This is a genomic window from Pseudomonas sp. PDM02 (assembly GCF_014852285.1).
Classification (GTDB): Bacteria; Pseudomonadota; Gammaproteobacteria; order Pseudomonadales; family Pseudomonadaceae; genus Aquipseudomonas; species Aquipseudomonas migulae.
Map to the genome: position 1 here is coordinate 107,647 of NZ_JACVBL010000001.1, position 25,758 is coordinate 133,404.

Annotated in this window: 19 protein-coding genes; 13 read left to right on the top strand and 6 right to left on the bottom strand. The window is 60.2% G+C overall.

What is annotated here, in order from left to right:
• The first annotated feature begins 7 nt into the window (after positions 1-7).
• The 4 genes from scpB to arfB all read left to right on the top strand — a co-directional run bounded on the left by scpB (position 8) and on the right by arfB (position 5,501).
• A complete protein-coding gene (scpB, locus tag IB245_RS00460) occupies positions 8-988 on the top strand; it encodes an SMC-Scp complex subunit ScpB (protein ID WP_008030463.1) in 981 nt (326 codons plus the stop codon).
• A gap of 364 nt (positions 989-1,352) precedes the next feature.
• Positions 1,353-2,606: a 23S rRNA pseudouridine(2605) synthase RluB gene (rluB, locus tag IB245_RS00465; protein WP_008030465.1), complete on the top strand. Its 1,254-nt coding sequence runs from the start codon at positions 1,353-1,355 to the stop codon at positions 2,604-2,606.
• A gap of 853 nt (positions 2,607-3,459) precedes the next feature.
• A complete protein-coding gene (locus IB245_RS00470) occupies positions 3,460-4,872 on the top strand; it encodes an amino acid permease (RefSeq protein WP_192225998.1) in 1,413 nt (470 codons plus the stop codon).
• A 215-nt stretch (positions 4,873-5,087) separates the two neighbouring features.
• Positions 5,088-5,501, top strand: a complete 414-nt coding sequence (arfB, locus tag IB245_RS00475) for an alternative ribosome rescue aminoacyl-tRNA hydrolase ArfB (protein WP_003222786.1) — start codon at positions 5,088-5,090, stop codon at positions 5,499-5,501.
• On the opposite strand, the gene IB245_RS00480 is transcribed toward arfB, so the two are convergent.
• The 6 genes from IB245_RS00480 to phhA form a co-directional block, all read right to left on the bottom strand.
• The gene (locus IB245_RS00480) at positions 5,498-6,697 is read right to left on the bottom strand and encodes an MFS transporter (RefSeq protein ID WP_192226000.1); all 1,200 of its coding nucleotides are present in this window, start codon (positions 6,695-6,697) and stop codon (positions 5,498-5,500) included. The genes arfB and IB245_RS00480 overlap by 4 nt on opposite strands.
• A gap of 105 nt (positions 6,698-6,802) precedes the next feature.
• Complete coding sequence (locus tag IB245_RS00485; RefSeq protein ID WP_008030471.1) at positions 6,803-6,985, bottom strand: hypothetical protein; 183 nt, start codon at positions 6,983-6,985, stop codon at positions 6,803-6,805.
• Positions 6,986-7,062: 77 nt separating this feature from the next.
• Positions 7,063-7,194: a hypothetical protein gene (locus IB245_RS29180; RefSeq protein WP_008030474.1), complete on the bottom strand. Its 132-nt coding sequence runs from the start codon at positions 7,192-7,194 to the stop codon at positions 7,063-7,065.
• 279 nt (positions 7,195-7,473) lie between these two features.
• Positions 7,474-8,667: an amino acid aminotransferase gene (locus IB245_RS00490; RefSeq protein WP_225609762.1), complete on the bottom strand. Its 1,194-nt coding sequence runs from the start codon at positions 8,665-8,667 to the stop codon at positions 7,474-7,476.
• On the bottom strand, positions 8,667-9,023 hold the full coding sequence (locus IB245_RS00495; RefSeq protein WP_008030478.1) for a 4a-hydroxytetrahydrobiopterin dehydratase: 357 nt from the start codon (positions 9,021-9,023) through the stop codon (positions 8,667-8,669). The genes IB245_RS00490 and IB245_RS00495 overlap by 1 nt, the downstream gene beginning before the upstream one ends.
• A gap of 104 nt (positions 9,024-9,127) precedes the next feature.
• The gene (phhA, locus tag IB245_RS00500; RefSeq protein WP_192226002.1) at positions 9,128-9,913 is read right to left on the bottom strand and encodes a phenylalanine 4-monooxygenase; all 786 of its coding nucleotides are present in this window, start codon (positions 9,911-9,913) and stop codon (positions 9,128-9,130) included.
• Positions 9,914-10,295: 382 nt separating this feature from the next.
• Here phhA and IB245_RS00505 point away from each other — a divergent pair, with 382 nt between their 5' ends.
• From IB245_RS00505 to IB245_RS00545, 9 genes are all read left to right on the top strand, one after another.
• Positions 10,296-11,855: a sigma-54-dependent phenylalanine hydroxylase transcriptional regulator PhhR gene (locus IB245_RS00505; RefSeq protein WP_008030481.1), complete on the top strand. Its 1,560-nt coding sequence runs from the start codon at positions 10,296-10,298 to the stop codon at positions 11,853-11,855.
• 329 nt (positions 11,856-12,184) lie between these two features.
• Positions 12,185-12,925, top strand: coding sequence for a flagellar basal body rod protein FlgF (locus IB245_RS00510; protein WP_192226004.1), 741 nt, complete (start codon positions 12,185-12,187; stop codon positions 12,923-12,925).
• A gap of 45 nt (positions 12,926-12,970) precedes the next feature.
• A complete protein-coding gene (gene flgG, locus IB245_RS00515; protein WP_008042682.1) occupies positions 12,971-13,756 on the top strand; it encodes a flagellar basal-body rod protein FlgG in 786 nt (261 codons plus the stop codon).
• A gap of 52 nt (positions 13,757-13,808) precedes the next feature.
• Positions 13,809-14,504: a flagellar basal body L-ring protein FlgH gene (gene flgH, locus IB245_RS00520; RefSeq protein WP_008042681.1), complete on the top strand. Its 696-nt coding sequence runs from the start codon at positions 13,809-13,811 to the stop codon at positions 14,502-14,504.
• A gap of 27 nt (positions 14,505-14,531) precedes the next feature.
• Positions 14,532-15,620 (top strand): flagellar basal body P-ring protein FlgI, encoded by a 1,089-nt coding sequence (locus IB245_RS00525; protein ID WP_032832736.1) that lies wholly within the window; start codon positions 14,532-14,534, stop codon positions 15,618-15,620.
• Positions 15,621-15,631: 11 nt separating this feature from the next.
• Complete coding sequence (gene flgJ / locus IB245_RS00530; RefSeq protein WP_192226006.1) at positions 15,632-16,918, top strand: flagellar assembly peptidoglycan hydrolase FlgJ; 1,287 nt, start codon at positions 15,632-15,634, stop codon at positions 16,916-16,918.
• Between the two features lie 22 nt (positions 16,919-16,940).
• On the top strand, positions 16,941-19,007 hold the full coding sequence (gene flgK / locus IB245_RS00535) for a flagellar hook-associated protein FlgK (protein ID WP_192226008.1): 2,067 nt from the start codon (positions 16,941-16,943) through the stop codon (positions 19,005-19,007).
• A gap of 13 nt (positions 19,008-19,020) precedes the next feature.
• Positions 19,021-20,619 (top strand): flagellar hook-associated protein 3, encoded by a 1,599-nt coding sequence (locus tag IB245_RS00540; protein ID WP_008042676.1) that lies wholly within the window; start codon positions 19,021-19,023, stop codon positions 20,617-20,619.
• A gap of 126 nt (positions 20,620-20,745) precedes the next feature.
• Positions 20,746-24,321, top strand: coding sequence for a glycosyltransferase (locus IB245_RS00545; RefSeq protein ID WP_192226010.1), 3,576 nt, complete (start codon positions 20,746-20,748; stop codon positions 24,319-24,321).
• Positions 24,322-25,758 lie beyond the last annotated feature (1,437 nt).

Consider the following 25,758-nt stretch of genomic DNA (forward strand, 5'->3'; position numbering starts at 1 on the left):
TTGAATCATGAACCTGACTGAACCCCGCGAGCTGGCGCCATTGCTTGAAGCCTTTCTGTTGGCCTCGGGAAAACCGCAATCGCTTGAACGCCTGTTCGAACTCTTTGAGGAGGGCGAGCGGCCAGAGCCGCCGGTCTTCAAGAAAGCCTTGGCGATTCTGGCCAAGTCCTGTGACGGCCGTGCGTTCGAGCTGAAGGAAGTCGCCTCCGGCTATCGCCTGCAGATCCGCGAAAAATTCTCGCCATGGGTCGGGCGTTTGTGGGAAGAGCGCCCGCAGCGGTATTCCCGCGCCATGCTCGAAACCATGGCCCTGATTGCCTATCGCCAGCCGATCACCCGTGGCGAGATCGAAGACGTGCGGGGCGTGGCGGTCAACAGTCACATCGTCAAGACGTTGCTGGAACGGGAGTGGATTCGCATCGTCGGTTATCGCGACGTGCCCGGTAAGCCGGCGATGTTTGCGACGACGAAGGCGTTTCTCGATCATTTCAACCTGAAGAATCTTGACGATCTGCCGCCGCTCGCAGAACTGCGCGAGCTGGAGCCTGACCCGGTGCTCGACTTCGACGATGCGCCCGTGCCAGCCGGTTTGCAGGAACTGGCGGACGCCAGCGCCGAGCCGGAAGAGCCGAAGGAAGAAACCAGTTTCCATACGTTGTTGCTGGAGCTGGATACCATGGAGGAGGGGCTCAAGACCGACTTCGATGACATTTTGCGTGATGGCGAGATGAGCGTGACCGAAGAGGTTTTGGCGCAGCCGGAAGCGGTCATTGAGGCTGAACTTCAAGTCGAACCAGAAGCCACCGTCGAAGAAGAACGGGAAGATGATGTGCTCGGTGTGGCTGAGGCGCGCGAAAAGCTCCTGGCCGCCGTCGCCGCGCTCGAACAGCCGAAACCCGAGCCTGAACCCGAGTTGTCCGATGAAGAAGCCGAAGCCCGGGCCCTCGCCGAAGCCATCGAAGCCGAACGCCGCGAGTTCGAAGACTGACCCAAATCTCGTAGACGATGAGCCCCTTGTAGGAGCCGGCTTGCTGGCGATAGCGGTATATCAGCCGCTAAACATGTCGACTGACCCACCGCCATCGCCAGCAAGCCGGCTCCTACAAGGTTGCGTTGGAAAGCCCCCTGCATCAGCGTCTGCCCAGTCCTCACCGAAGCGGCGCTGCGTCTGATCAACCTCGGTACCACCGGTCGGCGGAAATCCGGGTAACTGGCCATTCATCAGCTAGTCTCTGATGCGCAAACGCCGACATGAGCGTATGATTCGCGACCCTTCGGCGATCCCTTCGCCCAAGTACAAGCTTTCAACTCTTCAGGCAAAGCCTGAACAGACCACACCGGGAGGTGCCCAGATGAGTATCAACGACCAGAAAGACGACCAGGAAATCGGCCCAGCAGGCGAGAAACTGCAGAAAGTCCTCGCCCGTATCGGCGTCGGCTCGCGCCGTGACGTAGAAGCCTGGATCAGCCACGGCCGCATCAAGGTCAACGGCAAAGACGCCACCCTCGGGCAGCGCGTCGACATGCACGACGCCATCACCATCGATGGCAAGGTGATCAAGCGCGAAGAAGCCGCCGAGTCGGTACGCCGCGTGATCATGTACAACAAGCCCGACGGTGAAATCTGCACCCGCCTTGACCCGGAAGGCCGTCCGACCGTGTTCGACAAGATGCCACGGCCCAAAGAAGGTCGCTGGATCAACATCGGTCGTCTGGACATCAACACCACCGGCCTGCTGATGTTCACCACCGACGGTGAACTGGCCAACCGCCTGATGCACCCTTCCTACGAAATGGACCGTGAATACGCGGTACGTGTTCGTGGCGAAGTCGATGACGAGATGATCGAGCGTCTGAAGGCAGGTGTCGTCCTTGAAGACGGCCCGGCCAAGTTCACCGACATCAAGCAAGCGCCAGGTGGCGAAGGTTTCAACCACTGGTACCACTGCGTGGTGATGGAAGGTCGCAACCGCGAAGTTCGTCGTCTGTGGGAATCCCAGGGCCTGGTGGTCAGCCGTCTGAAGCGCGTGCGTTTCGGTCCGGTGTTCCTCAACTCTGACCTGCCGATGGGTCGCTGGCGCGAAATGAGCCAGTACGAAGTCGACATTCTGAGTGCGGAAGTGGGTCTGACGCCTGTGGCCATGCCGCAGATGAACGCCAAGAGCAAAGACAAGCTCGACCGTATGCAGCGTAAATCGTCGCGTCCGATGGGTAAGACCGAGCGCGTGCGTTCGTTGCGTCCTGCCATCGGTAACCAGTCCGCTGCTACGCCGCGCGATACCCGTGAACCGCATATCGAAGGCGAGCGTCCAGCCCGCAAGCCAGCAGCGCCACGCGCCGACGGCGAGCGTGGTCCACGCACGCCGCGTCCGGCCAACGGTCGCACTGAGCGTGGCGAAGGCCGCGGTGCCCCTGCGGGTCGTGGTGAGTCAGGTCGCGGTACGCCAGTGGCGGATCGTCCATCGGACACCAAGCGCCCGGCCAAGCCAGCGCCAAAACGTCCGGGGATCAAGCTGGTCGAGGGTGACAAACCATCGGGCAAGCGCCGCGGCGCGCCAGCCGGTTCGGGCCAGCGTCCGGGCTTCGGTCGTCGCAAGCCTGAGTAAGGGCTGAGCGGCAGATGAAAAACGCCAACCTTCGGGTTGGCGTTTTTTTTGGCCCTGACTTAAGTGGTGAGTTGTCTGTGAATCCGTCTTCGCGGGCAAGCCTCGCTCCTACAGGTTCGGTGCCGTTTCCGCGAGCCGCGATACCTGTAGGAGCGAGGCTTGCCCGCGAAGGCGTCAGTGGGAGCACTGCCAAAGTCAGCGTGGAAAATAGGTGTTACGCCTCGTAAAGAAAACCTGACGATTTCTGCCGATTGGCCTCGCGAAACCACCCTCCGGCGATAACCGTAAGAAACTTCTTCCGCTCTATGAGCCTTTAGACCTTTTTCAGCTCTCTGGCCCGCTTGTTTCAGCGGCTCCAGAAGGGTGTCATGCGCCCCATGCCTGTCGTGCAGGTGCATAACAAAAAGGAGGCGCAATGTACGCCGTGACTCATCTCCATCTCTCCCCGTGGGGCGGTTTTCCTATCGCTCACGCCGACGACCCGCAAAGGTCTGACTCTCTTTTTGCAGCCGCCCGAAACCCTCGGGGCGGACACAGGCAATCCCGGCAACCGACGCGCTGATCCAGCGGTGTCTGGCAGCAGGGGGTTAGCGGTGTACAATGCGCCGCGTTTTACCTGTGACCTCCTGCGCACCTGCGCAAACCTCAAGGCTATCCGCCTTGTTCACTCCGCCGCGTCACGAGCGTGTCGGGTTCGATTTCGTCACAGATAAAAACAAACAGGTGACGCATGACCGTTGTAAATACGCTGAACTCCTGGTGCCTGCGCTGGGGTTTGATCGGCGCTGCTTAAAGTCGCAACCGAGCAGCAACGTCTAATGAACATCATCAAACCTTGCGTGAGACCCTTTTCATGAGTGGACAAAACTCGCATTCAGGCGAGCTGAAACGCGGCCTGAAGAATCGTCATATTCAACTGATCGCCCTCGGTGGCGCGATTGGTACCGGCCTGTTCCTCGGCTCGGCCGGTGTACTGAAATCCGCTGGCCCGTCGATGATCCTCGGCTACGCCATCTGCGGCTTCATTGCCTTCATGATCATGCGCCAGCTCGGCGAAATGATCGTCGAAGAGCCGGTGGCCGGTTCCTTCAGCCACTTCGCGCACAAATACTGGGGCGGTTTCGCCGGTTTCCTGTCGGGCTGGAACTGCTGGATCCTGTACATTCTGGTGGGCATGTCGGAGCTGACCGCCGTCGGCAAGTACATCCACTACTGGGCGCCGGACATCCCGACCTGGGTCTCGGCAGCCGGGTTCTTTGTGCTGATCAACCTCATTAACCTGGCCAACGTCAAAGTCTTTGGCGAGGCGGAGTTCTGGTTCGCGATCATCAAGGTCGTGGCGATCGTTGGCATGATTGCCCTGGGCAGCTATCTGCTGGTCAGCGGGCACGGTGGCCCGGAAGCGTCGGTGACCAACCTGTGGTCCCACGGTGGTTTCTTCCCGAATGGCGTCAGTGGTCTGGTGATGGCCATGGCGATCATCATGTTCAGCTTCGGCGGCCTGGAAATGCTCGGCTTCACCGCAGCAGAAGCGGACAAACCGAAAACCGTGATCCCGAAAGCGATCAACCAGGTGATCTACCGGATCCTGATTTTCTACATCGGCGCATTGGTCATCCTGCTGTCGCTGACGCCATGGGACAGCCTGCTGGCGACCCTGAACGCCTCCGGCGATTCCTACAGCGGCAGCCCGTTCGTGCAAGTGTTCTCGATGCTCGGCAGCAACACCGCCGCGCACATCCTCAACTTCGTGGTGCTGACCGCGGCGTTGTCGGTGTACAACAGCGGCACCTACTGCAACAGCCGCATGCTGCTGGGCATGGCCGAGCAGGGCGATGCGCCGAAAGCCCTGGCGAAGATCGACAAGCGCGGCGTGCCGGTGCGTTCGATCCTCGCTTCGGCGGCGGTGACGCTGATTGCGGTGCTGTTGAACTACCTGATCCCGCAAAACGCGCTGGAACTGTTGATGTCGCTGGTGGTGGCCACGTTGGTGATCAACTGGGCGATGATCAGCTATTCGCACTTCAAGTTCCGCCAGCACATGAACAAGACCAGGCAGACGCCGCTGTTCAAGGCCCTGTGGTATCCGTACGGAAACTACATCTGCCTGGCGTTCGTGGTGTTCATCCTTGGCGTGATGCTGTTGATCCCGGGCATTCAGGTTTCGGTGTACGCGATTCCGGTGTGGGTCGTGTTCATGTGGGTTTGCTACGGCATCAAGAACAAGCGCAGTGCTCAACAAACGTTGCAGGCTGCAGTGAAATAACGCAGCGCGCAGACACAACAAACCCGGCCATGTGCCGGGTTTTTTGTGAGCGACGCCAAACCCCGTAGGAGCGAGGCTTGCCCGCGAAGAACGATAACGCGGTTTATCAGATGAGTTGCGGCGTCTTCTTCGCGGGCAAGCCTCGCTCCCACAAGGTCCGCATTCCTTCAATCTATTCGCGGTATCCTGCGCACTCTGAATACGGACGTTTTTCCATGCTGGTGATTTCCAACAACGTGCATCTGCCGGATGCCGAGATCGAATTGACGGCCATCCGCGCCCAAGGCGCCGGTGGGCAGAACGTCAACAAGGTCTCCAGTGCCGTGCACCTGCGCTTCGACATTCCGGCCTCGTCCTTGCCCGAGTTCTACAAGGAGCGGCTGCTGGCGCTGCGTGACAGCCGCATCACTAGCGACGGCGTGTTGATCATCAAGGCCCAGCAATACCGCACGCAGGAGGCCAATCGCGCCGATGCGCTGGAGCGGCTGACCGAGTTGATCCTCAGCGCCACCAAGGTCGAAAAGAAACGCCGTCCGACCAAACCGACCCTCGGCTCGAAGAAGCGTCGGCTCGAATCCAAGACCAAGCGCGGCAGCATCAAGGCCGGGCGCGGCAAGGTCGATTTCTAGCGGGCGTCTCGCTCTTCACGATATTTGGGCGCTTGCCTGTACAGGTAAACGCTCAGTGCCAAACCGCTCAAAGCGGCGATTGCGGCGAACAGGAAGATCGAAGCAAAACCAAATCCGGCGGCAATCGCGCCCGCCAACGGTCCGGTAATCCCCAGCGACAAATCGATGAACAGCGAATACGCGCCAACCGCAGCGCCACGGCTGGACGCTGGCACCAGATTGACCGCTTCCACACCCAGCGCCGGGAACACCAGGGAAAAACCGAAACCGCTCAGCGCCGCGCCGGCCAAGGCCCAATGAGCATCCGGTGCCAGCCACAGCAGCAACAGCCCCAGGGTTTCCACCGACAGGCAGGCAATCGCCACACGAAAACCACCGAGTCGGTTGATCAAGTTGCCGAACAACAGCCGCGCGCCGATGAAGCTCGCGCCAAACAGGCTCAGGCACAACACCGCGTTGTCCCAGTGTTGCGTGGCGTAATACAAGGTGATGAAGGTGGCGATGGTGCCGAAGCCGATCGAACCCAGTGCCAGGCCGCAACCGTGCGGCAGCACTCGACCGAGCACATGCATGAACGGCAATCGTTCCCCGGCCACGATGGGCGCGGCGGTTTTCGGCCAGGCCAGCGCCAGGCCCAGCACGGCCAGCAACACGATGCTCACGCCCATGCTCCACAAGCCCAACTGACTGACCAGCAACACGCCAAGCGGTGCGCCGACGGCCAGTGCGCCATAACTGGCGATGCCGTTCCACGAGATCACTTTGGCGGTGTTCGCCGCGCCGACCCGGCCGATGCCCCAGCCGATCGAGCCCGAACCCACCAGACTTTCCGCGCTGCCGAGTACCAGGCGACCGATCAACAGGCTGATCAGGCTCAGCATCGGCAGGCTTTGGGTCCAGGCCGAAATCAGCATGAATACGCCGCTCAGACCGCAACCGGCGAGGCCATACATGACCGCCAGTTTGCTGCCCTTGTTATCAATGATTTTCCCGGCGTATGGACGGCTGAGCAGGGTGGCCAGGTATTGCACGCTGATCACCAGGCCGGCGACTACGGCACCGAAACCCAGATCGCTGTGGACGTAGCCGGGCAATACGGCCAGGGGAATGCCGATGTTGAGGTAGCCGATAAAAGTGAACAGGACGATGGAAACGACTTGCAGCGTGACCGCCAGGGGGCGCTGGTTTTCAGACATGGGTAAAGGTCCACGGGAAAGCAGGATAGATAGGCTGCTTATGATAGCGGCGCGAGAGGCCGCGGGGCGTGGAAAAGTAAAACTATTTGCCGGGTGGGGGGTGAATCAGGGTTTGGCGGGGGCGACCAGTTGCGTCGTGACCAGGGCGGCCAGGGCATTTTCTTCGCTGCCGAAACGGGCGAGCAATGCCGCTTGTTTCTCGGGGGAGAGGCGATTCCAGATCTCGATCATCTTCTCGGCGGTGCCGATCAGAACGCTGGCCTGGGTCTCGCTAAAGTCATCGGTCATGGTGTGCAGCTCAAGGGTTCAGGCGGTGTGGAAAGCGCATGTTAGCGCTTTCCACACGGTCTGGCATTGCGGGTGTTTCAGTCTTCGCTGTCGGCCTGGCGGCGTTCAGTGGCTTCTTTCGGCTCGGGCTGTTGGGCGCCGGCTTGCTGCGTGGGTGTCTGCTCAGTTTCGTGCAGGCTTGGGAAGGGGAGATTAGGGATCTCGTGCATGTTTCGCGCTCCTCGCAAAGTCTGTTGATAGATCTGGTAGATCCGCGCTTTTACAAAGCCTGGGCAGGATACAGCAGGAGAAATGACAATCAGACTTTTATATCCAATTGTTACGACGGATGGGCTTGTCTAGACAGGTGTGGAAGAGGGCACACCGCAAAACAAATGTGGGAGCGAGCCTGCTCGCGATAGCGGAGTGTCAGTCAACGTCTATGTCGACTGATACACCGCTATCGCGAGCAGGCTCGCTCCCACAAGGGAACTACAGAGTTCTTGAGATTACTTGCAGACTTTTGCGATGGCTTCGGCCAGCAGATCAAGACGCGTCGCATCAATCCCCGCCACGTTCGCCCGGCCGGTACCGACCATGTAAACGCTGTGATGATCACGCAACTGTTTAACCTGGTCAGGCGTCAATCCGGTGTAGGAAAACATGCCGCGTTGCACACCAATGTGCGCAAAGCGCTCGCGCAAACCATGAGGCTCCAGCGCCTCGACCAGGCCGCTGCGCAGTTGGGCGATACGCAAGCGCATGGCTTCCACTTCGTCGGCCCAGAGGCTTTTCAGCTCTGGATCGCCGAGGATCGTTGCCACGACGGCGGCGCCGTGATCCGGTGGCGTCGACCACAAGTTACGGGCGATATTGGCCAGTTGGCTGCGGATATCCACCAGTTTGTCAGCCGTCTTCGCGCAGACAATCAGCGCACCCGTACGGTCGCGGTACAGGCCGAAGTTCTTCGAGCAGGAGCTGGTGATCAACACTTCCGGCAGTTCAGCAGCGAACAACCGGGTCGACCACGCATCCTGCTCCAGTCCGTCGCCGAAACCCTGATAGGCGAAGTCGATCAGCGGCACCAGATTGCGACTGCGCACCACTTCCAGTACCCGGCGCCAGTCGTCATGGGACAGATCGAAACCGGTCGGGTTGTGGCAGCAAGCGTGCAGCAAAACCACATCGCCCTCAGGGGCTTCGTTGAGTGCTGCCAGCATCGCTTCAACATCGAGGCGGTTGTCGCTGCCGACATAAGGGTAGTGATTAACCTTGACCCCGGCCGTGGCGAAAATGGTTTCGTGAATCGGCCAGGTCGGGTTGCTCAACCACACGCCACGACCCGGCAGGCACTGGGCGATGAAGTCCGCGCTCAAGCGCAGCGCACCGGTGCCGCCCGGCGTCTGGGTGGCGCCGGCCCGTTGTTCGGCGATCAGCGCAGAATCGGCGCCGAGCACCAACTCGTTGATGGCTTTGCCGAACGCCGGTTCGCCGTGACCGCCGATGTAGGTCTTGGTGGTCTGGCGATCCACCAGGCGCTGCTCGGCAATCTTCACGGCCTGGGGAATCGGCGTCAGGCCAAAGGCGTCTTTATAGACGCCCACGCCAAGGTCGAATTTGCGCGGGTTGGGGTCCTGCGCATAGGCCTCCATCAGGCCGAGAATCGGGTCGCCGGGTACTCGACCTATGGCGTCGAAATGCATTATTTGCGGCCCTCGGCGTCCTTGGCCACTTCGTCAGTGCGCGCGGCCATGATGAAATCGTTGCGGTGCAGGCCTTTGATGGAGTGGCTCCACCAGGTCACGGTGACTTTGCCCCATTCGGTCAGCAGGCCCGGGTGGTGACCTTCAGCCTCGGAGATTTCACCGACGGCGTTGGTGAACGCCAGCGCGTGCTTGAAGTTCTTGAACAGGAAAACCTTCTCCAGCTGCATGACGCTGTCGCGGACTTCGATGTTCCAGTCCGGGATCTGCTTGATCAGTACCGGCAGCTCTTCGTCGCTGACCTGAGGGGCGTCGGCGCGGCAGGCTTCGCAATGGGCTTGGTTCAATGTGGACATGATGTGTTCCTGAATTCGAATGATTGGAAATCGGCCGTCAGTGCAACCACGCTAAACCAAAGCGTCGATTCCTGACAGGCTCACTTGATTCTAAAAGCTGCGGATCACGCGGCTTTCGGCGGAAATTTCGGTGCGTGCAAGCCCAGCTGCATGCCTTGCTTGACCATGCCCATGATGTCTTCGTGGGCGAGGTCGAACAGACGCTTGAGGTTCGGCAAGACGAAATACAGCGGTTGCAGGATGTCGATGCGGTAAGGCGTGCGCATGCATTCCAGCGGGTCGAAGGCTTGATGCTCAGGTTCGTTCGACAGGCTGTAAACGGTTTCTTTCGGTGAGGAAAGAATGCCGCCGCCGTAAATGCGCTGGCCTTCGGGGGTATCGACCAGGCCGAACTCGATGGTCATCCAGTACAGGCGCGCCAGGTACACGCGTTCTTCCTTGGAAGCCTTCAGGCCGAGTTTGCCGTAGGTGTGGGTGAATTCGGCGAACCAAGGGTTGGTCAGCAGCGGGCAGTGACCAAAGATCTCGTGGAAAATGTCCGGCTCTTGCAGGTAATCCAGCTCTTCGCGGGTACGAATAAACGTCGCCACCGGAAACTGCTTGTTGGCCAGTAATTCAAAGAAGGTCTGGAAAGGAATCAGTGCGGGTACTCGGGCAACCTGCCAGCCGGTGGTTTCACCGAGGACTTTGTTGATTTCACCGAGTTGCGGAATGCGGTCGTGGGGCAGGCCGAGTTTTTCGATACCGTCCAGGTATTCCTGGCACGCACGCCCTTCGATCACTTTCAGTTGGCGAGTGATCAGCGTGTTCCACACCGCGTGTTCTTCGGCGGGGTAGTCGATAAAACCTTGCGCATCGGGCTCGCGAGCCACGTACTGCGTCTGCTTCATGCTGCTCTCCTGCTAGGGGATTTCGTTCTTGTTATGTCCTGCTATGGACTTAGAAATACCTCAGGAATTGCGATGTTGCAGCACGTGTAAACCGTCGCATGTAGGAAATTTCGTTGGTTTTCGTAAACTTTTCGTTACGGATTGGCGACTGTGGCGCTGCGCATGAGTTTTTCGGGTTTGAAATGGCTTGCGGGTGTCACATAATCTTGACGACTATCTGAGCGCACCCAGAGAAATATTTCCCTTGTGGGCCTCGATTGATTGGTAAGCCGCTGTATGTAGGAGACGGCTTGCCGGCGATAGCGTTCTCAAGGACGCCATCGCCGGCAAGCCAGCTCCTACAGGGAGCGATCCATCGCCTTAATTTATCTTTGGGCCTTTTATGCGTATCAAAGTCCACTGCCAGAACCGCATCGGCATCCTGCGCGACATTCTCAATTTACTGGTCGAGTACGGGATCAACGTCGCTCGAGGTGAAGTGGGTGGCGAGCATGGCAACGCGATCTACCTGCATTGTCCGAACCTGATCAATATTCAGTTCCAGGCGTTGCGTCCGAAATTCGAGTCGATTGCCGGGGTCTTTGGCGTCAAGCGTGTAGGCCTCATGCCGAGCGAGCGTCGGCACATGGAGCTTAATGCTTTGCTCGGTGCCCTGGAATTTCCGGTGTTGTCGATCGACATGGGCGGCTCGATTGTTGCGGCTAACCGCGCGGCGGCGCAGTTGCTCGGCGTGCGTGTCGATGAGGTGCCGGGGATTCCCTTGTCGCGTTACGCCGAGGATTTCGATTTGCCGGAACTGGTGCGCGCCAACAAGTCGCGGATCAACGGGCTGCGGGTCAAGGTCAAGGGCGACGTGTTTCTGGCCGACATCGCGCCGCTGCAATCGGAGCATGACGACAGCGAGGCCATGGCCGGCGCGGTGCTGACGCTGCACCGTGCTGACCGGGTAGGGGAGCGCATTTACAACGTGCGCAAACAGGAACTGCGCGGGTTCGACAGCATCTTCCAAAGCTCGAAAGTGATGGCGGCGGTGGTGCGTGAAGCCCGGCGCATGGCACCGCTGGATGCGCCGCTATTGATAGAAGGCGAAACCGGCACCGGCAAGGAATTGCTGGCACGCGCCTGCCACCTGGCGAGCCCCCGGGGGCAGTCGCCGCTGATGGCGCTCAATTGCGCCGGCCTGCCGGAGTCCATGGCCGAGACTGAACTGTTCGGCTACGGCCCCGGTGCGTTTGAAGGCGCCCGTGCCGAAGGCAAGCTCGGGCTGTTGGAGCTGACGGCGGGCGGTACGCTGTTTCTCGATGGCGTGGGGGAAATGAGCCCACGCCTGCAGGTGAAATTACTCAGATTCCTGCAGGACGGATGCTTCCGTCGTGTAGGCAGTGATGAAGAGGTTTACCTCGATGTGCGAGTGATCTGTGCCACCCAGGTCGACCTGTCGGAATTGTGCGCTCGTGGCGAGTTTCGCCAGGATTTGTATCACCGTTTGAACGTGCTTTCGCTGCATATCCCGCCACTGCGCGAATGCCTGGATGGTTTGACGCCGTTGGTGGAGCACTTCCTTGATCAGGCCAGTCGGCAGATCGGTTGTGCGCTGCCGAAACTGGCGCCGGCGGCCATGGAGCGGCTCAGTCACTACCATTGGCCGGGCAACGTCCGGCAGTTGGAAAACGTGCTGTTCCAGGCGGTTTCGTTATGCGAGGGCGGGACGGTCAAGGCTGAACATATTCGCCTGCCGGATTATGGCGTGCGTCAGCCGCTTGGCGATTTTTCGCTTGAAGGCGGGCTGGATGAGATTGTCGGGCGTTTTGAAAAAGCGGTGCTGGAGCGTTTGTATTCGGAGCATCCGAGCAGTCGCCAACTGGGCAAGCGGTTGGGGGTTTCGCACACAACCATTGCCAACAAGTTGCGTGAGTATGAAGTCGGCAAGACTGAGTCCTAGCTGACGTTTGCTGTGTTTGTGCCGGCCTCTTCGCGAGCAAGCCCGCTCCCACACTCGTGCGAGTTTCTCCTGAAGAAACGCGGTCAAATGTGGGAGCGGGCTTGCTCGCGAAGGGGCCGGCACGGGCAACCTTTGGATCATGCGTTGCCACTTACCGGCATAACACCGCCGGTTTTTCGTCTTTGACACATTCCCCCATTTCCCCCTGAACGCCCCAAGTCCTTTGTTTGCCGGGCTCCGCGCCGCCAGAAAAAAGTTGGTCTGCAAATTGCTTATCGCTCAGCAGTACAGCGGTGGGCGGCAAACGTCCGGCATGCAGAGGAAAGAGTGTGGACAAGTACCTTTATGTGGCAATGACCGGCGCCAGCCAGAATGCACTGGCGCAGAAGGCTCATGCGAACAACCTGGCGAACATCTCCACCAACGGCTTCCAGAAAGACCTGGAGCAGGCGCGTTCGATGCCGGTGTTCGGTGACAGCTTTCCGGCGCGTGCGTTTGCGATGTCCGAACGTCCGGCCACCGACTTCTCCGCGGGCTCTCTGGTTCAAACCGGTCGCGACCTCGACGTCGCGGTGCAGGGCAACGGCTGGATCGCGGTTCAGAACCCCGACGGCGGTGAAAGCTACGTGCGCACCGGCAGCCTGAACGTTGACGCTCTGGGCGTGTTGCGGGCCGGCAACGGTATGCCGGTGATGGGCAACGGCGGGCCGATTTCCGTGCCGCCCGAGCAGCAAATCGAAGTGGGTGAAGACGGCACCGTCAGCATTCGTGCGATGGGCGAAGGCCCTCGCGTGATGGCTGAAGTCGACCGCATCAAGCTGGTCAATCCGGATTTCAAGAACATGACCAAAGGCCTGGACGGTTCGATCCACACCAAGGATGGCAAGCCGGCGCAAGCCGATGCCAGCGTCAAACTGGTGTCCGGGTTCCTGGAGTCGAGCAACGTCAATGCCGTGGAAGAGATGACTTCGGTACTGGCGCTGGCCAAGCAGTTCGAACTGCACATCAAGATGATGAACACCGCCAAAGACGATGACCAGGCCATGGCTCGGGTCTTGCAGATCAGCTAATTATCAGAACGTCGCGCCGTAAAACAGGCGCACGAGGAGAATCGAATGCTTCCGGCTCTATGGGTTGCCAAAACAGGTCTGTCCGCCCAGGACACTAACCTGACCACCATTTCCAACAACCTGGCGAACGTGTCGACCACGGGTTTCAAACGTGATCGCGCCGAGTTCCAGGACCTGCTGTACCAGATCAAACGCCAGCCAGGCGCCCAGTCGACCCAGGACAGCGAACTGCCGTCGGGTCTGCAATTGGGTACCGGTGTGCGCATTGTCGGCACCCAGAAAAACTTCAACGCCGGTAGCCTGCAAACTACCGAGCAGCCGTTGGACATGGCCATCGACGGTCGCGGTTTCTTCCAGATCCTGCAACCGGACGGCACCACGTCCTACACCCGTGACGGTACGTTCCACCTCGACTCCAACGGCCAGATCGTGAACGCCAACGGCTTCGCCCTCGAGCCGGCCATTGTCATTCCGAACGACGCGCAGACCTTCACGGTCGGTCGCGACGGCACCGTGTCCATCACCATTGCCGGCAACCCGGCATCCCAGGTGATCGGCAACCTGCAAACCGCCGACTTCATCAACCCGGCCGGCCTGCAAGCGGTGGGTAACAACCTGTTCCTGGAAACCGCCGCCAGCGGCGCGCCGCAAGTCGGCACGCCAGGCCTGGCCGGTTTCGGTACCACGCTGCAGAACACCCTGGAAACTTCCAACGTCAGCACCGTTGAAGAGATGGTCAACATGATCACCACTCAGCGCGCCTACGAGATGAACTCCAAGGTGATCTCCACCGCCGACCAGATGCTCTCGTTCGTAACGCAGAATCTGTAATCAAGTCTATGAGGCGGTCATGAGGCCGCCTGCAACACCGTGAGGTAGGGTCATGAATCGCTTTGTATCTGTCCTGGCACTGAGTGGCGTCGTCGCGCTGGCGGGTTGCGTCGGTCCGACGCCCAAGCCCAATGACCCTTACTACGCCCCGGTGTTGCCGCGTACGCCATTGCCGGCTGCCGCGAACAACGGCTCGATCTACCAGGCCGGTTTCGAACAGAACCTGTACAGCGACCGCAAGGCGTTCCGGGTCGGTGACATCATCACCATCACCCTGAACGAAAAAACCCAGGCCAGTAAAAACGCCAACTCGCAAGTGGCCAAGAACAGCAAGGCCGGCATTGGCCTGACGTCGTTGTTCGGTGTGGTGCCCAACACTAACAACCCATTCAATGAGAATGATCTGACACTGAATGCGAGTTACAGCGGCGACCGCGCGACCAAGGGCGACAGCAAGGCCGGGCAGGGCAACAGCCTGACCGGTTCGATCACCGTGACCGTCGCCGACGTCTTGCCCAACGGCATCATTGCCGTGCGCGGCGAGAAGTGGATGACCCTCAATACCGGTGATGAACTGGTACGGATCGCGGGCCTGGTCCGGGCCGATGACATCGCGACCGACAACACGGTTTCGTCAACGCGCATCGCCGATGCACGCATCACCTATTCGGGCACCGGTTCGTTTGCCGATGCGAGTCAGCCAGGCTGGTTCGACCGTTTCTTCCTCAGCCCGCTGTTCCCTTTCTAGGTGGTCACGTTGAATTTCAAACACCTGATGGTGGCTGCGTTCCTGATGTCCGCAGCCTTTGGTGCTCAGGCCGAGCGGCTGAAGGATATCGCCAGTATTTCCGGCGTACGTTCCAACCAATTGATCGGCTACGGCCTGGTGGTCGGGCTCAACGGTACCGGCGACCAGACGACGCAGACGCCGTTCACCCTGCAAACCTTCAACAACATGCTCTCGCAGTTCGGCATCAAGGTGCCGCCCGGTTCGGGCAACGTGCAGTTGAAAAACGTCGCGGCGGTATCGATCAGTGCCGACTTGCCGGCCTTCGCCAAACCGGGTCAGCAGGTGGACATTACCGTGTCCTCCATCGGTAACTCCAAGAGCCTGCGTGGCGGCACCTTGCTGCTGACGCCGCTCAAGGGTATCGACGGCAACGTTTACGCGGTCGCCCAGGGCAACCTGGTCGTCGGCGGTTTTGATGCTGAAGGTCGTGACGGTTCGAAGATCACCGTCAACGTTCCGTCGGCCGGTCGCATCCCCGGTGGTGCGTCGGTCGAGCGTTCGGTGCCGAGCGGTTTCAACCAGGGCAACAGTCTGACGTTGAACCTCAACCGTTCCGACTTCACCACCGCCAAGCGCATCGTCGACAAGATCAACGACATGCTCGGCCCTGGCGTTGCCCAGGCCATCGACGGCGGTTCGATTCGCGTCAGTGCGCCACTGGATCCGGGCCAGCGCGTCGACTATCTGTCGATCATCGAGAACCTTGAAGTCGATCCGGGTCAGGCGGTGGCGAAAGTCATCATCAACTCCCGCACCGGCACCATCGTGATCGGCCAGAACGTCAAGGTGTCCCCGGCCGCCGTGACTCACGGCAGCCTGACCGTGACCATCACCGAAGACCCGATCGTCAGCCAGCCCGGCCCTCTGTCCAATGGTCAGACCGCTGTTGTGCCGCGCTCGCGGGTCAACGCCCAGCAGGAAGCCAAGCCGATGTTCAAGTTCGGCCCGGGCACCACCCTCGACGAGATCGTGCGTGCGGTGAACCAGGTCGGCGCGGCGCCAGGTGACTTGATGGCAATCCTTGAAGCACTGAAACAGGCCGGCGCGTTGCAAGCCGACCTGATCGTGATCTGAGGCCGGCGACCATGGATATGCACAAGAGTGGTCTGGTCAGTAGCGCCGATTCGGGGTCCTATTCGGACCTCAATCGTCTGAATCAGCTCAAGGTCGGCGACAAGAACAGTGACGAAAACCTGCGCAAAGTGGCGCAGGAATTCGAGTCGCTGTTCCTCGGTGAAATGCTCAAGTCCATGCGCAAGGCGACCGACACGCTGGCCGAGGGCAACCCGCTCAACACGCCGGCGGCCAAGCAGTACCAGGAAATGTACGACCAGCAGTTGGCCGTTTCCATGTCCCGCGAGGGCGGTGGTATTGGTCTGGCGGACGTGCTGATGCGCCAGATGTCGAAGAACAAACCATTGGCGCCGGGCGAAGCTGCAACGCTGTCGGCGGCCAAGCAGGAAGCGGCAAAAGCGGCGGTGCAGACGCCGGTGGCGGCGGGCACGGTCGCGACCAATGGGCCGCTGTCGCGAGTCAATGGCCAGCGTCCGTTGTGGGCTTCGCGCTCGATCAGCGCTCCACAGGCGGCAGGCGAGGGCGCACATCGCAACGACATGGCGCTGATCAATCAGCGGCGCCTGGCGTTGCCACCGAAGCTGGCTGACCGCTTGCTGGCAGGCCTGGTGCCTTCGGCGACGACGGCCGCCGCGCCGCTCAATAACACTCGATTGGCAGAGCGCAACACGCCGACCGGTTCGGGGCCTTTGTTCAACGGTGACTGGCTGGCGACTGCGCAAGCATCAGCGAACGCCGGTTTGCAGATTCATGGTCGTGCCATCGCTCAGATACCGTTGGCACCGGCGAAAAAAGCCTTCAGTTCTGCCGATCAGTTCGTCAACACCATGTTGCCGATGGCCAAGGAAGCCGCCGAGCGCATCGGCGTCGATCCGCGTTACCTGGTGGCTCAAGCGGCGCTGGAAACCGGCTGGGGCAAATCGGTCATGCGCGCACAGGATGGCAGCAGCAGCCACAACCTGTTCGGCATCAAGGCCAGCAGCAGCTGGAAGGGCGATTCGGCGCGGGCGATCACCAGCGAATTCAGAAATGGCGCGATGGTCAAGGAGACGGCCGAGTTCCGTTCCTATGGCTCTTACAAGGACAGCTTCCATGACCTTGTGACTTTGTTGCAAACCAACAATCGCTATCAAGATGTCGTGAAGTCGGCCGATAACCCAGAACAGTTTGTACGCGAGTTGCAAAAGGCCGGTTACGCAACCGACCCGGACTACGCGAGCAAGATTTCGCAGATAGCCAAGCAGATGACGAGTTACCAGAACTACGCTGCGGCGGGCGTTTCCACCACGCCTTTATAGGCACAAGGATTAAGGTCGAACCATGAGTTTGCTCAATATCGGGATGTCGGGTCTGGCCGCTGGCCAATCCTCGTTGATGACCACCGGCAACAACATTGCCAACGTCGACACCGCCGGGTACTCGCGCCAGCAAACAGTGCAGGGCACCAAGGCCTCGCAGCAGTTCGGCAATGTCTACATCGGCACCGGCACGACCCTGGCCGATGTGCGTCGCGTGTACAACAGCTACCTCGATGCTCAGTTGCAGACCACCACCTCGCTCAACAGCGATTCGGCCGCCTACCTGAATCAGGTCACGCCGCTGGACAAATTGCTCTCCGACACCAGCACCGGCCTGAACGGCGCACTGACCAAGTTTTTTGCCTCGGTGCAGAACGTCAACGCCAAACCCGGTGACGACGCGTCCCGCCAGTTGCTGCTCAGCGATGCCCAGGCCTTGAGCAACCGTTTCAACTCGGTCTCCGCGCAGTTGACCCAGCAGAATGCCAATATCAACGGCAACCTGACGAACATGGCGGATCAGGTCAACAAGCTGGCCGCTACCGTGGCGCAGTTGAACCAGAAGATCTCCGAGGTTTCCAGTTCCGGCGGCATGCCGAACGAACTGCTCGACGCCCGTAACGAAACCGTGCGCCAGTTGGCGACCTTCACCGGTGCGCAGGTGGTGGAGCGTGAAGGCAATCTCGACATTTACCTGGGCAGCGGTCAGCCGCTGGTCATGGGTAACACGGTCAACAAACTTGAAGTGGTACCGGGCAAAGACGATCCGGGCCGCTTGTCGCTGCAACTCAATCGCGGTTCGAGCACCATTGATATCACCGCGATCATGACCGGCGGCGAAATCGGCGGGTTGTTGCGTTATCGCAGCACCGTGCTGGACCCGGCCATGAACGAATTGGGTCGTGTGGCCCTGGTCGTCGCCGACCAGATGAACAGCCTTCAGGCCCAGGGCATCGACAAGAACGGCGCCTTCGGTTCGAACCTGTTCAACAACATCAACTCGGCCAAGCTGGTCTCTGAACGCAGCGTCGCCAGCCTGAACAACGTGGGCACCGGTAACTTTGATGTGAGCATCAAGGACACCGGCAAGCTGACCATCAACGATTACAAGGTCACGTTCACCACCGCGACCGATTACACCGTTCAGCGCCTGCCGGACAACACGCCGATGGGCTCCTTCAGCACGGTAGCGCCGGTAACGGCACCGGTCATCGACGGCGTCGAGATGAAGTTCAACGCGGCTTCTGCCACGGCGGGCGACACCTTCAGGATCACCCCGACCCGCGATGCTGCGGCGAACATCAAGACCGAGATGACCGACTCCAAGCGTCTGGCCATCGCGGCACCGCTGGGCGCGGCGATTGCAGCGAGCGGCAGTGGCAGCGGCACCCTGACGATCCCGGCCAGCGGTCAACCGACCCTGACCACCAAGTTCGACATCTACGACGCGGCGACCACCACCGCGATGCAGAACGGCCTGAAAAACTCCACGCCGACCAAGGTGGTATTTGGTGCGGTGTCCGCCGATGGCACCAGCCAGACCTACCAGTTCCTGGATGCCAAGGGCGCGCTGATCAGCGGCGGTACCATCAAGCCAGGTGAGACCAATACCCTGAACCTGAGCATTCCGCTCACGGATGCCGCGGGTGCACCGATCCCGGCTCCGCCCGCGACTCAGTACGCCGCGGCCTTCAGCATGACCATCGCCGGTGCCCCAAGCAGCGGCGCGGCGATCAACGTCTCGCTCACTCAGCCGGGCAGCCTGGACAACCGTAACGGCACCGCACTGGCTGGCTTGCAGACCGCGAAGACCGTGGACACCGGTTCGGCCAGCAAAGGTATTTCCCTGAACGACGCTTACGGCAAACTGGTCGAGGGCGTGGGTTCCAAGGCTGCACAGGGCAAGCTCGACAGCGCGGCGACCGAAGCCATCCTGGCGAACGCCAAGGGTGCGCGCGACTCGCTCTCGGGTGTCGACCTCGATGAGGAAACCGGCAACCTGGTCAAGTATCAGCAGTACTACACCGCGTCTTCGCAGATCATCAAGGCTGCGCAGGAAATCTTCAGCACACTGATCAACAGTCTTTAAGGAGTCGTAGCCCATGCGCATTTCTACCGCCCAGTTTTACGAGTCCTCGGCTGCCAACTATTCGAAGAACTTCGCCAACGTGGTCAAGAGCAGCGAAGAGGCGAGCAGCCTGGTTCGCGTCAACACCGCCGCCGATGATCCGGTCGGCGCCTCGCGCCTGCTGCAACTAGGCCAGCAGGCTTCGATGCTCGATCAGTTCAACAACAACATGACGACGATCAAAGCCACGCTTGGCCAGACTGAAGCCGTCATGACCAGTATCGGCAACGTGCTGCAACGCGCCAAGGAACTGGCCCTGGGTGCCGGCAACGCCGGTTATACCGATTCCGATCGCCAGGCCAACGCTTCGGAGCTCAGCCAGATCGAAGAACAGCTGTTGAGCCTGATGAACACCAAGGACGAAAACGGCAAATACATTTTCTCCGGCTCCAAGGGCGATACCGTTCCGTTCTCGCGTAATACCGACGGCACCTACAGCTACAACGGTGATCAGGTCACGCTGGACCTGCCGATTGGCGATACCCAGTCGATGGCCACCAACAGCACCGGTTGGGCTGTGTTCCAGCAAGCCATCAACACCAGTCGCACACAGTCCACCATGACCACGCCGACGCCGGCCGTCGATGGCGGTCGTGTGGTGCTGTCCAATGGTCAGGTGAATTCGGACGTGACCTACAACGCCAAATTCCGTGGCGGCGAGCCCTACACCGTGAATTTCCTCAGCCCTACGCAGCTGGAAATCCGCGATTCGCTGGGTAATGACGTCACGGCCGAAGCTTCTGGCAATGGCGTGTTCAGCTCCTCCGGTGGTGCCGCCACACAGACAATCAACTTCCGTGGTGTTGATCTGAAGTTGAACATCAACATGAAGACTGGCGACGTTCCGGCGACCGTGTTCCCGGCGCCTCCGGCCCCCAATGCCTACAGCTTCACCCTGGCGGCCAAGCCAGACAGCTTCAATGCGACCCGTGCCCCAGGCAACCTGTCCAGCGATGTCGTCACCAATACGAGCATCTCCAACAGTGCCGCCTACCACGCCAGCTTTCCGGAAGGCGGGGCCGTTCTCAAGTTCACCAGCGCCACGGCTTTCGACTTGTATGCCGCGCCTCTGACCGCGAGCAGCAAGCCGGTTTCCAGCGGTGTTCTGGCGGGCAACGTCGCCACCGCGTCGGGTGTCGACTTTACGCTGAGCGGCGCACCTTCGATGCAGGCTGGTGACCAGTTCTCCGTTACGGTCAACACTCACCAGACGCAGAACGTTCTGGACACGGTCGCCCAGCTGAAAACCGCGCTGTCGACGCCGACCAACAACAATCCGCAGGCCATTCAAGCACTCAACGCGGCCATTGGTTCCGGTATCGGTAACCTGACCAGTGGCATTGATCAGTTGACCTCGGGTCTTAGCTCCGTGGGGGGTCGCGGTGCGTCGCTGACGACTCAGACCGATATCAACCAGAGCCTGGTGCTGGCCAACACGCAGACCCAGGGCGCGATCCGTGATTCGGACCCGGCCACGGTGATGACCCGCCTGACCTTGCAGCAAACCATGCTGCAAGCCTCGCAACTGGCGTTCAGCAAAATCGCTCAGTTGGGGTTGTTCAACAAAGTCTGAGTCAAGGCCTTCGCGCCATAGGCGCGAAGGTTCAATACACCCGAGTGCAAACCGTCATTTTTCAGCGGTTCAGGGCTGCTCCACTCGTTCCAGAGTGAGCGCCCACCGCTCGCGAGTTCCCCTGCCGTGAAACCAGCTCCTCTTGTCAGCATCGCCATTCCCGCCTACAACCCGCTGTACTTTAAGGCAGCGCTGCAAAGTGCGCTGAACCAGACCTACGCGTCGCTTGAAGTGATCGTGTGTGACGACAGCGACAGCGACGAAATCCATGAGCTGGTCCAGGCCTGCACAGTGCCGCCAACCGTGACATTGCGTTATGTGCGCAATGAACAACGCCTGGGGTTCAAGGGGAATCTGATGGCCTGCGCCGAGCAGGCAACCGGGGAGTACCTCAAGCTTCTCTGTGATGACGATCAACTGCTGCCTGAGAGCATTGCCCGCCAGGTGCAGGGTTTCATTGAGCATGACGACGTGAATCTGGTGATTGCCCTGCGTCAGTATTGCGACGGCGATTACCTTCTGCTTCCCGAGCGCCTGGAGAACTCCAGCTTTGTCTCGGGGGATACGCTGTTCAAGGGTGAAGATCTGCTGGATGTGCTGGAAAGCTCGGCCCTGAACTTTCTCAGCAATTTGAGTGGCGCGCTGATGCGCACTCATCAGGTGCTGGAGTATTTGCCCGCGTTGACCCAGGTCGGCGAAGGGTTTGTCGCCCGCCTCGATTTCGCCTTGTTTGTCTGCCTGTTGCGTCGTGGCAATCTGGCGGTTATCGCACAGGTGCTCAGCTTTGAACGCTTGCACCCGGCGCGCCTGAGCAATCAACTGGAGGTCGAGCAGGCCGTGGCGGTCGAGCTCGGTTGGCTGACCCAAATGCTGTCGGTGCGCAGCGGCGAGCCGGCACCTGCGCCGGGGCATGTTCGCTTTATCGATCTGGCCAGCGCCGCCCTCGGTGAGCCGTATGACTGGGAAGAAATGGCGCTGGGTCGTTCCCTGGGCTTTACCTCGACGTTGCTCCGTTCGCGGGTGGGTGAAAACTGTGACTGCTTTGCTGATGTGTACCAGCAATGGCTGGCGTGTCGCACCCTGAACCCGGCCCAGCAGCGCCTGTTACCTGCGCGCCTTGCCTCGTGGGCATGGCAGCCGCGAATTGTGCCGGTGCTGATGGATGCCGACGCTGACGATGCGGCACTGGGTGTCACACTGGAGAGCATCGAACGGCAGGTCTATGGCGCCGAAAGGGTGTTGGTGCTCTCGGGTGAAAATCGCACCAGTGCCCTTGCGGGCAACGTGATTCGTGTGGCCTTGCAAGGCGACGGGCTTGAGCAACTCAATGGCCTGATGCAGGCCGACAGTGCGGACTGGTTCTATCTGCTGCGGGCCGGTGATCGCCTGAATGAACTGGCCTTGCTGCTTTTGGCCGAACGGATGGTCGAGAGTGCCGACGCGCTGTGTATCTATACCGATGAAGGCGGCTTGCGCAATGACGTGTCGGTCGAGCCGATCCTCAAGCCCGATTTCAATCTGGACCTGCTTCGCAGTTATCCCTATGTCGGGCGGACACTGGCCATCCAGCGTCAAGGCTTTGTAGCCGCGGGTGGTTTCACCCCGGATTTCGCTGAGCTCAGCCCTCATGACCTGGTCTGGCGCCTCGTCGAAAACCACGGCCCGCATGTCGTGGAGCATGTCGCCCAAGTGCTGGTCGAATCCTCGTTCGGCCTGGCGCAATGGCTCGCTCTGCCGCAGGTTATCGAGCAGAACTCCCGCGTACTCTCTGCGCACCTTGATCGTATCGGTGCGGCACACGAGGTGCGGCCGGGCAACGTGCCGCTCATCAATCGAATTGACTACCGGCATGGCGTTCAGCCGCTGGTGTCCATTGTGGTAGTAGCCCAGGATCAGCTCGGTCGGCTTGAGCGTTGCATCGAAAGTGTGCTGGAGCGCACGGCTTATGCTCACTACGAATTGTTGATCGTCGACAACGCAAGCACCTCGATCGAGGCGCGTGACTGGCTGGCCGCCATGTCGCAAATGGGCGGCGAAAAACTGCGCGTGCTGCAGTGCGATTACCCTGATAACCCGGCAGCGGCGCAGAACTTCGCCGTTGCTCAGGCACGCGGCGAGTACGTGCTGTTGCTCAGCCCGGACAGCCTGATCGTCAATCGTGACTGGCTTGGGGAGCTGCTGAATCACGGCTTGCGTCCTGAGGTGGGCGTCGTCGGTGGCCGAATGGTCAGCCCTCAGGGGCGTATCGAAGGTTCGGCCCTGGTGCTGGGGATGCGCGGCCCTGTCGGCGTACCTTGGCGCGGGGAGGTGATGACCGCTCCAGGGTATATGCAGCGCCAGCAGGCGGTGCAGAATTTGAGTGCTGTGAGAACCGAGTGCCTGCTGGTCCGCAAGCAGGTGTTCGATGAGCTTCAGGGGTTTGACGAGCAGGCCTTTTCCCAAAGACTCGGCGGCCCTGATTTCTGTCTGCGTGTGAAGCAGAAGGGCTATCTGGTGGTCTGGACGCCGTATGCCGAATCGGTCCACGTGGCTGCCGAGGCGGAGAGCGGGCCGGTGGTGTCAGATCTGCTGGCTGAGCAGAAGCGGTTTTATCAGCGCTGGCTGCCGATCATCGCAAGAGATCCGGCGTACAACGTCAACCTGAGTCTGAGCACCAATAATTTCAGCCTTGAGCCGGGTTACAAGAGCGACTGGAATCCGTTCGCCCGTCACATGCTGCCACGGGTGCTGGCGATCCCGATCAACGAGACCGCCGTAGGCCATTACCGTGTCACCCAGCCGTTTCTGGAGCTGGAAGCCGCGGGTCAAGTGCTCGGTAATCTTTCTTACCATACGCCTTCGGACATTGAGCTGGAGCGCCAGTCGCCGGACGTCATCATCCTGCAAGGGCGCTACAGTGAGGGCGCGGTGAATGAAGTGGAGCGGGTCAAAAACAGCTCCAGGGCTTTCCGGATCTTCGAGCTCGATGACTATGTCATCGACGTTCCGAAGAAAAACGCTCACGTGCGCAAGGCCATGGTTGGCGTTGAGCAAATTGTGCGGCGTGCAGTAGGGTTGTGCGACCGGGTGGTGGTGTCGACCCAACCGCTGGCCGATACTCTCAAAGGCATGCATGACGATATTCGCGTGGTGCCGAACATGCTCGCTCCGTATCTGTGGACGGGTCTGAGCAGCCAGCGACGTACGTCGCGCAAGCCGAGGGTCGGTTGGGGCGGAGGCACCAGTCACGATGGGGATCTGGCGATCATTGCCGATGTCGTTCGACTGCTGGCGGATGAAGTGGAATGGGTGTTCTTCGGCATGTGCCCGCCGGCGCTCAAGCCTTTCGTGCATGAGTTCCATCCCGCCGTTGGCTTGCAGGCTTACCCTGCCAAACTGGCGAGCCTGAACCTTGATCTGGCTTTGGCGCCGTTGGAGTTTCATATCTTCAACGACTGCAAGAGCAACTTGCGACTGCTGGAATATGGCGCGTGCGGTTATCCGGTGATCTGCACGGACACTGAGGCTTATCGCGGTTATCTGCCGTGTACCAAGGTGGTGAGTAACAGTACCGAGGAATGGCTTGAGGCGATTCGTATGCACCTGGCTGACCCGGATGCGAGTTACCGCATGGGTGATGCGTTGCGCGAGGAAGTGCTGCGCGATTATATGCTGCAGGGTAGTAACCTGAATTATTGGGCTGAGGCTTGGTTGCCGGGCTGATCTCGGGGTTCTGTTGCGATTGGGGGGCATATCCGTTGCTGCGGTTATGGCGGCTATTGGTTTCGCCCTTACGGCGAGTCACTTGGAGAAGCGCCAAGTAACCAAGCGCTTTTGCCCCTTTCGTTCGGTGCCTCGCTAAGGCTCGCCATACCCTCGCTCCGGTCCTGCTCCGTGGGCCCGCCGCGATCGGCCATCCTTGGCCGTGCGCGGCTAACCCGGCATTCATGCCGGGTTGCGCACTGCGCAGAACCTCCACTCGGCCTCTCGAGGGGGCGACCACCGCCACAGCCGCCGAGGCGGCCTGAAAGCCGACCTGGCTCTTTGGTGCACGCGTTCCCTCATTCCGGATATGTACACCTATCCCCTGTAGGAGCCGGCTTGCTGGCGATGGCGTCCTTTCAGGCGATAGATGTGTCGACTGACCCACCGCTATCGTCGGAACGCCGCCCGCAGCAAGCCGGCTCCTACACGGTGATTGGGTTCGCACGATTCAAAATTGTAGGAGCCAGCTTGCTGGCGATGGACGCCAACGATAACGCGGGCTGTCTGAATGAACGTGTTGTCCAGACGATTTTCGCCGGCAAGCCGGCTCCTACAGGGAATCCCATACGCTTTTGATTTTCACCACTCATCAGGCCGAGCGTTAGCTCGCCTTGCTGCGTTCAGTCATTCCGGATATGTACACCGCTCCCCTGTAGGAGCCGGCTTGCTGGCGATAGCGTCCGTCCAGCCAATGCAAACGTCGACTGACCCACCGCCATCGTCGGAACGCCGCCCGCAGCAAGCCGGCTCCTACACGGTGATTGGGTTCGCACAATTCAAAATTGTAGGAGCCAGCTTGCTGGCGATGGACGCCAACGATAATGCGGGCTGTCTGAATGAACGCGGTGTCCAGACGATTTTCGCCGGCAAGCGGGCTCCTACAGGGGGGCACGTACGCTTTTGATTCCCACCACTCATCAGGCCGAGCGTTAGCTCGCCTTCCGCTTTTGATCTGAGCGCCCCCTCGAGAGGCCGAGCGCAGGTTCTGCGCAGTGGGCAACCCGGCATGGATGCCGGGTAAGCCGCCCCCGGCCATGGATGGCCGATGGCGGCGGGCCCACGGAGCAGGACCGGAGCGAGGGCATGCCGAGCCACAGCGAGGCACCGAACGAAAGGGGCAAGAGCCCTTTGGTTACTTTGGGGCTTTTCGAAAGTGACTCGCCGTAAGGGCGAAACCAATAGCCGCCACAACCGCAAAAACGGATATACACCCAAGGCCCAGAGCCCACCCACCCCAGCGAAAGAGCTGGCGCGTTTCCTGCAAGCCCCCCCGATATCGCCATAAAACGAGCACTTCCGGTGAATCCAGAAGCGCCCTGAGCGGCATTGAAGGTTTTATCCAGAAGGCCTGCAAAAGCTTGATACAGCTTGGCTGAGCCCTGTGACGAACAAGAG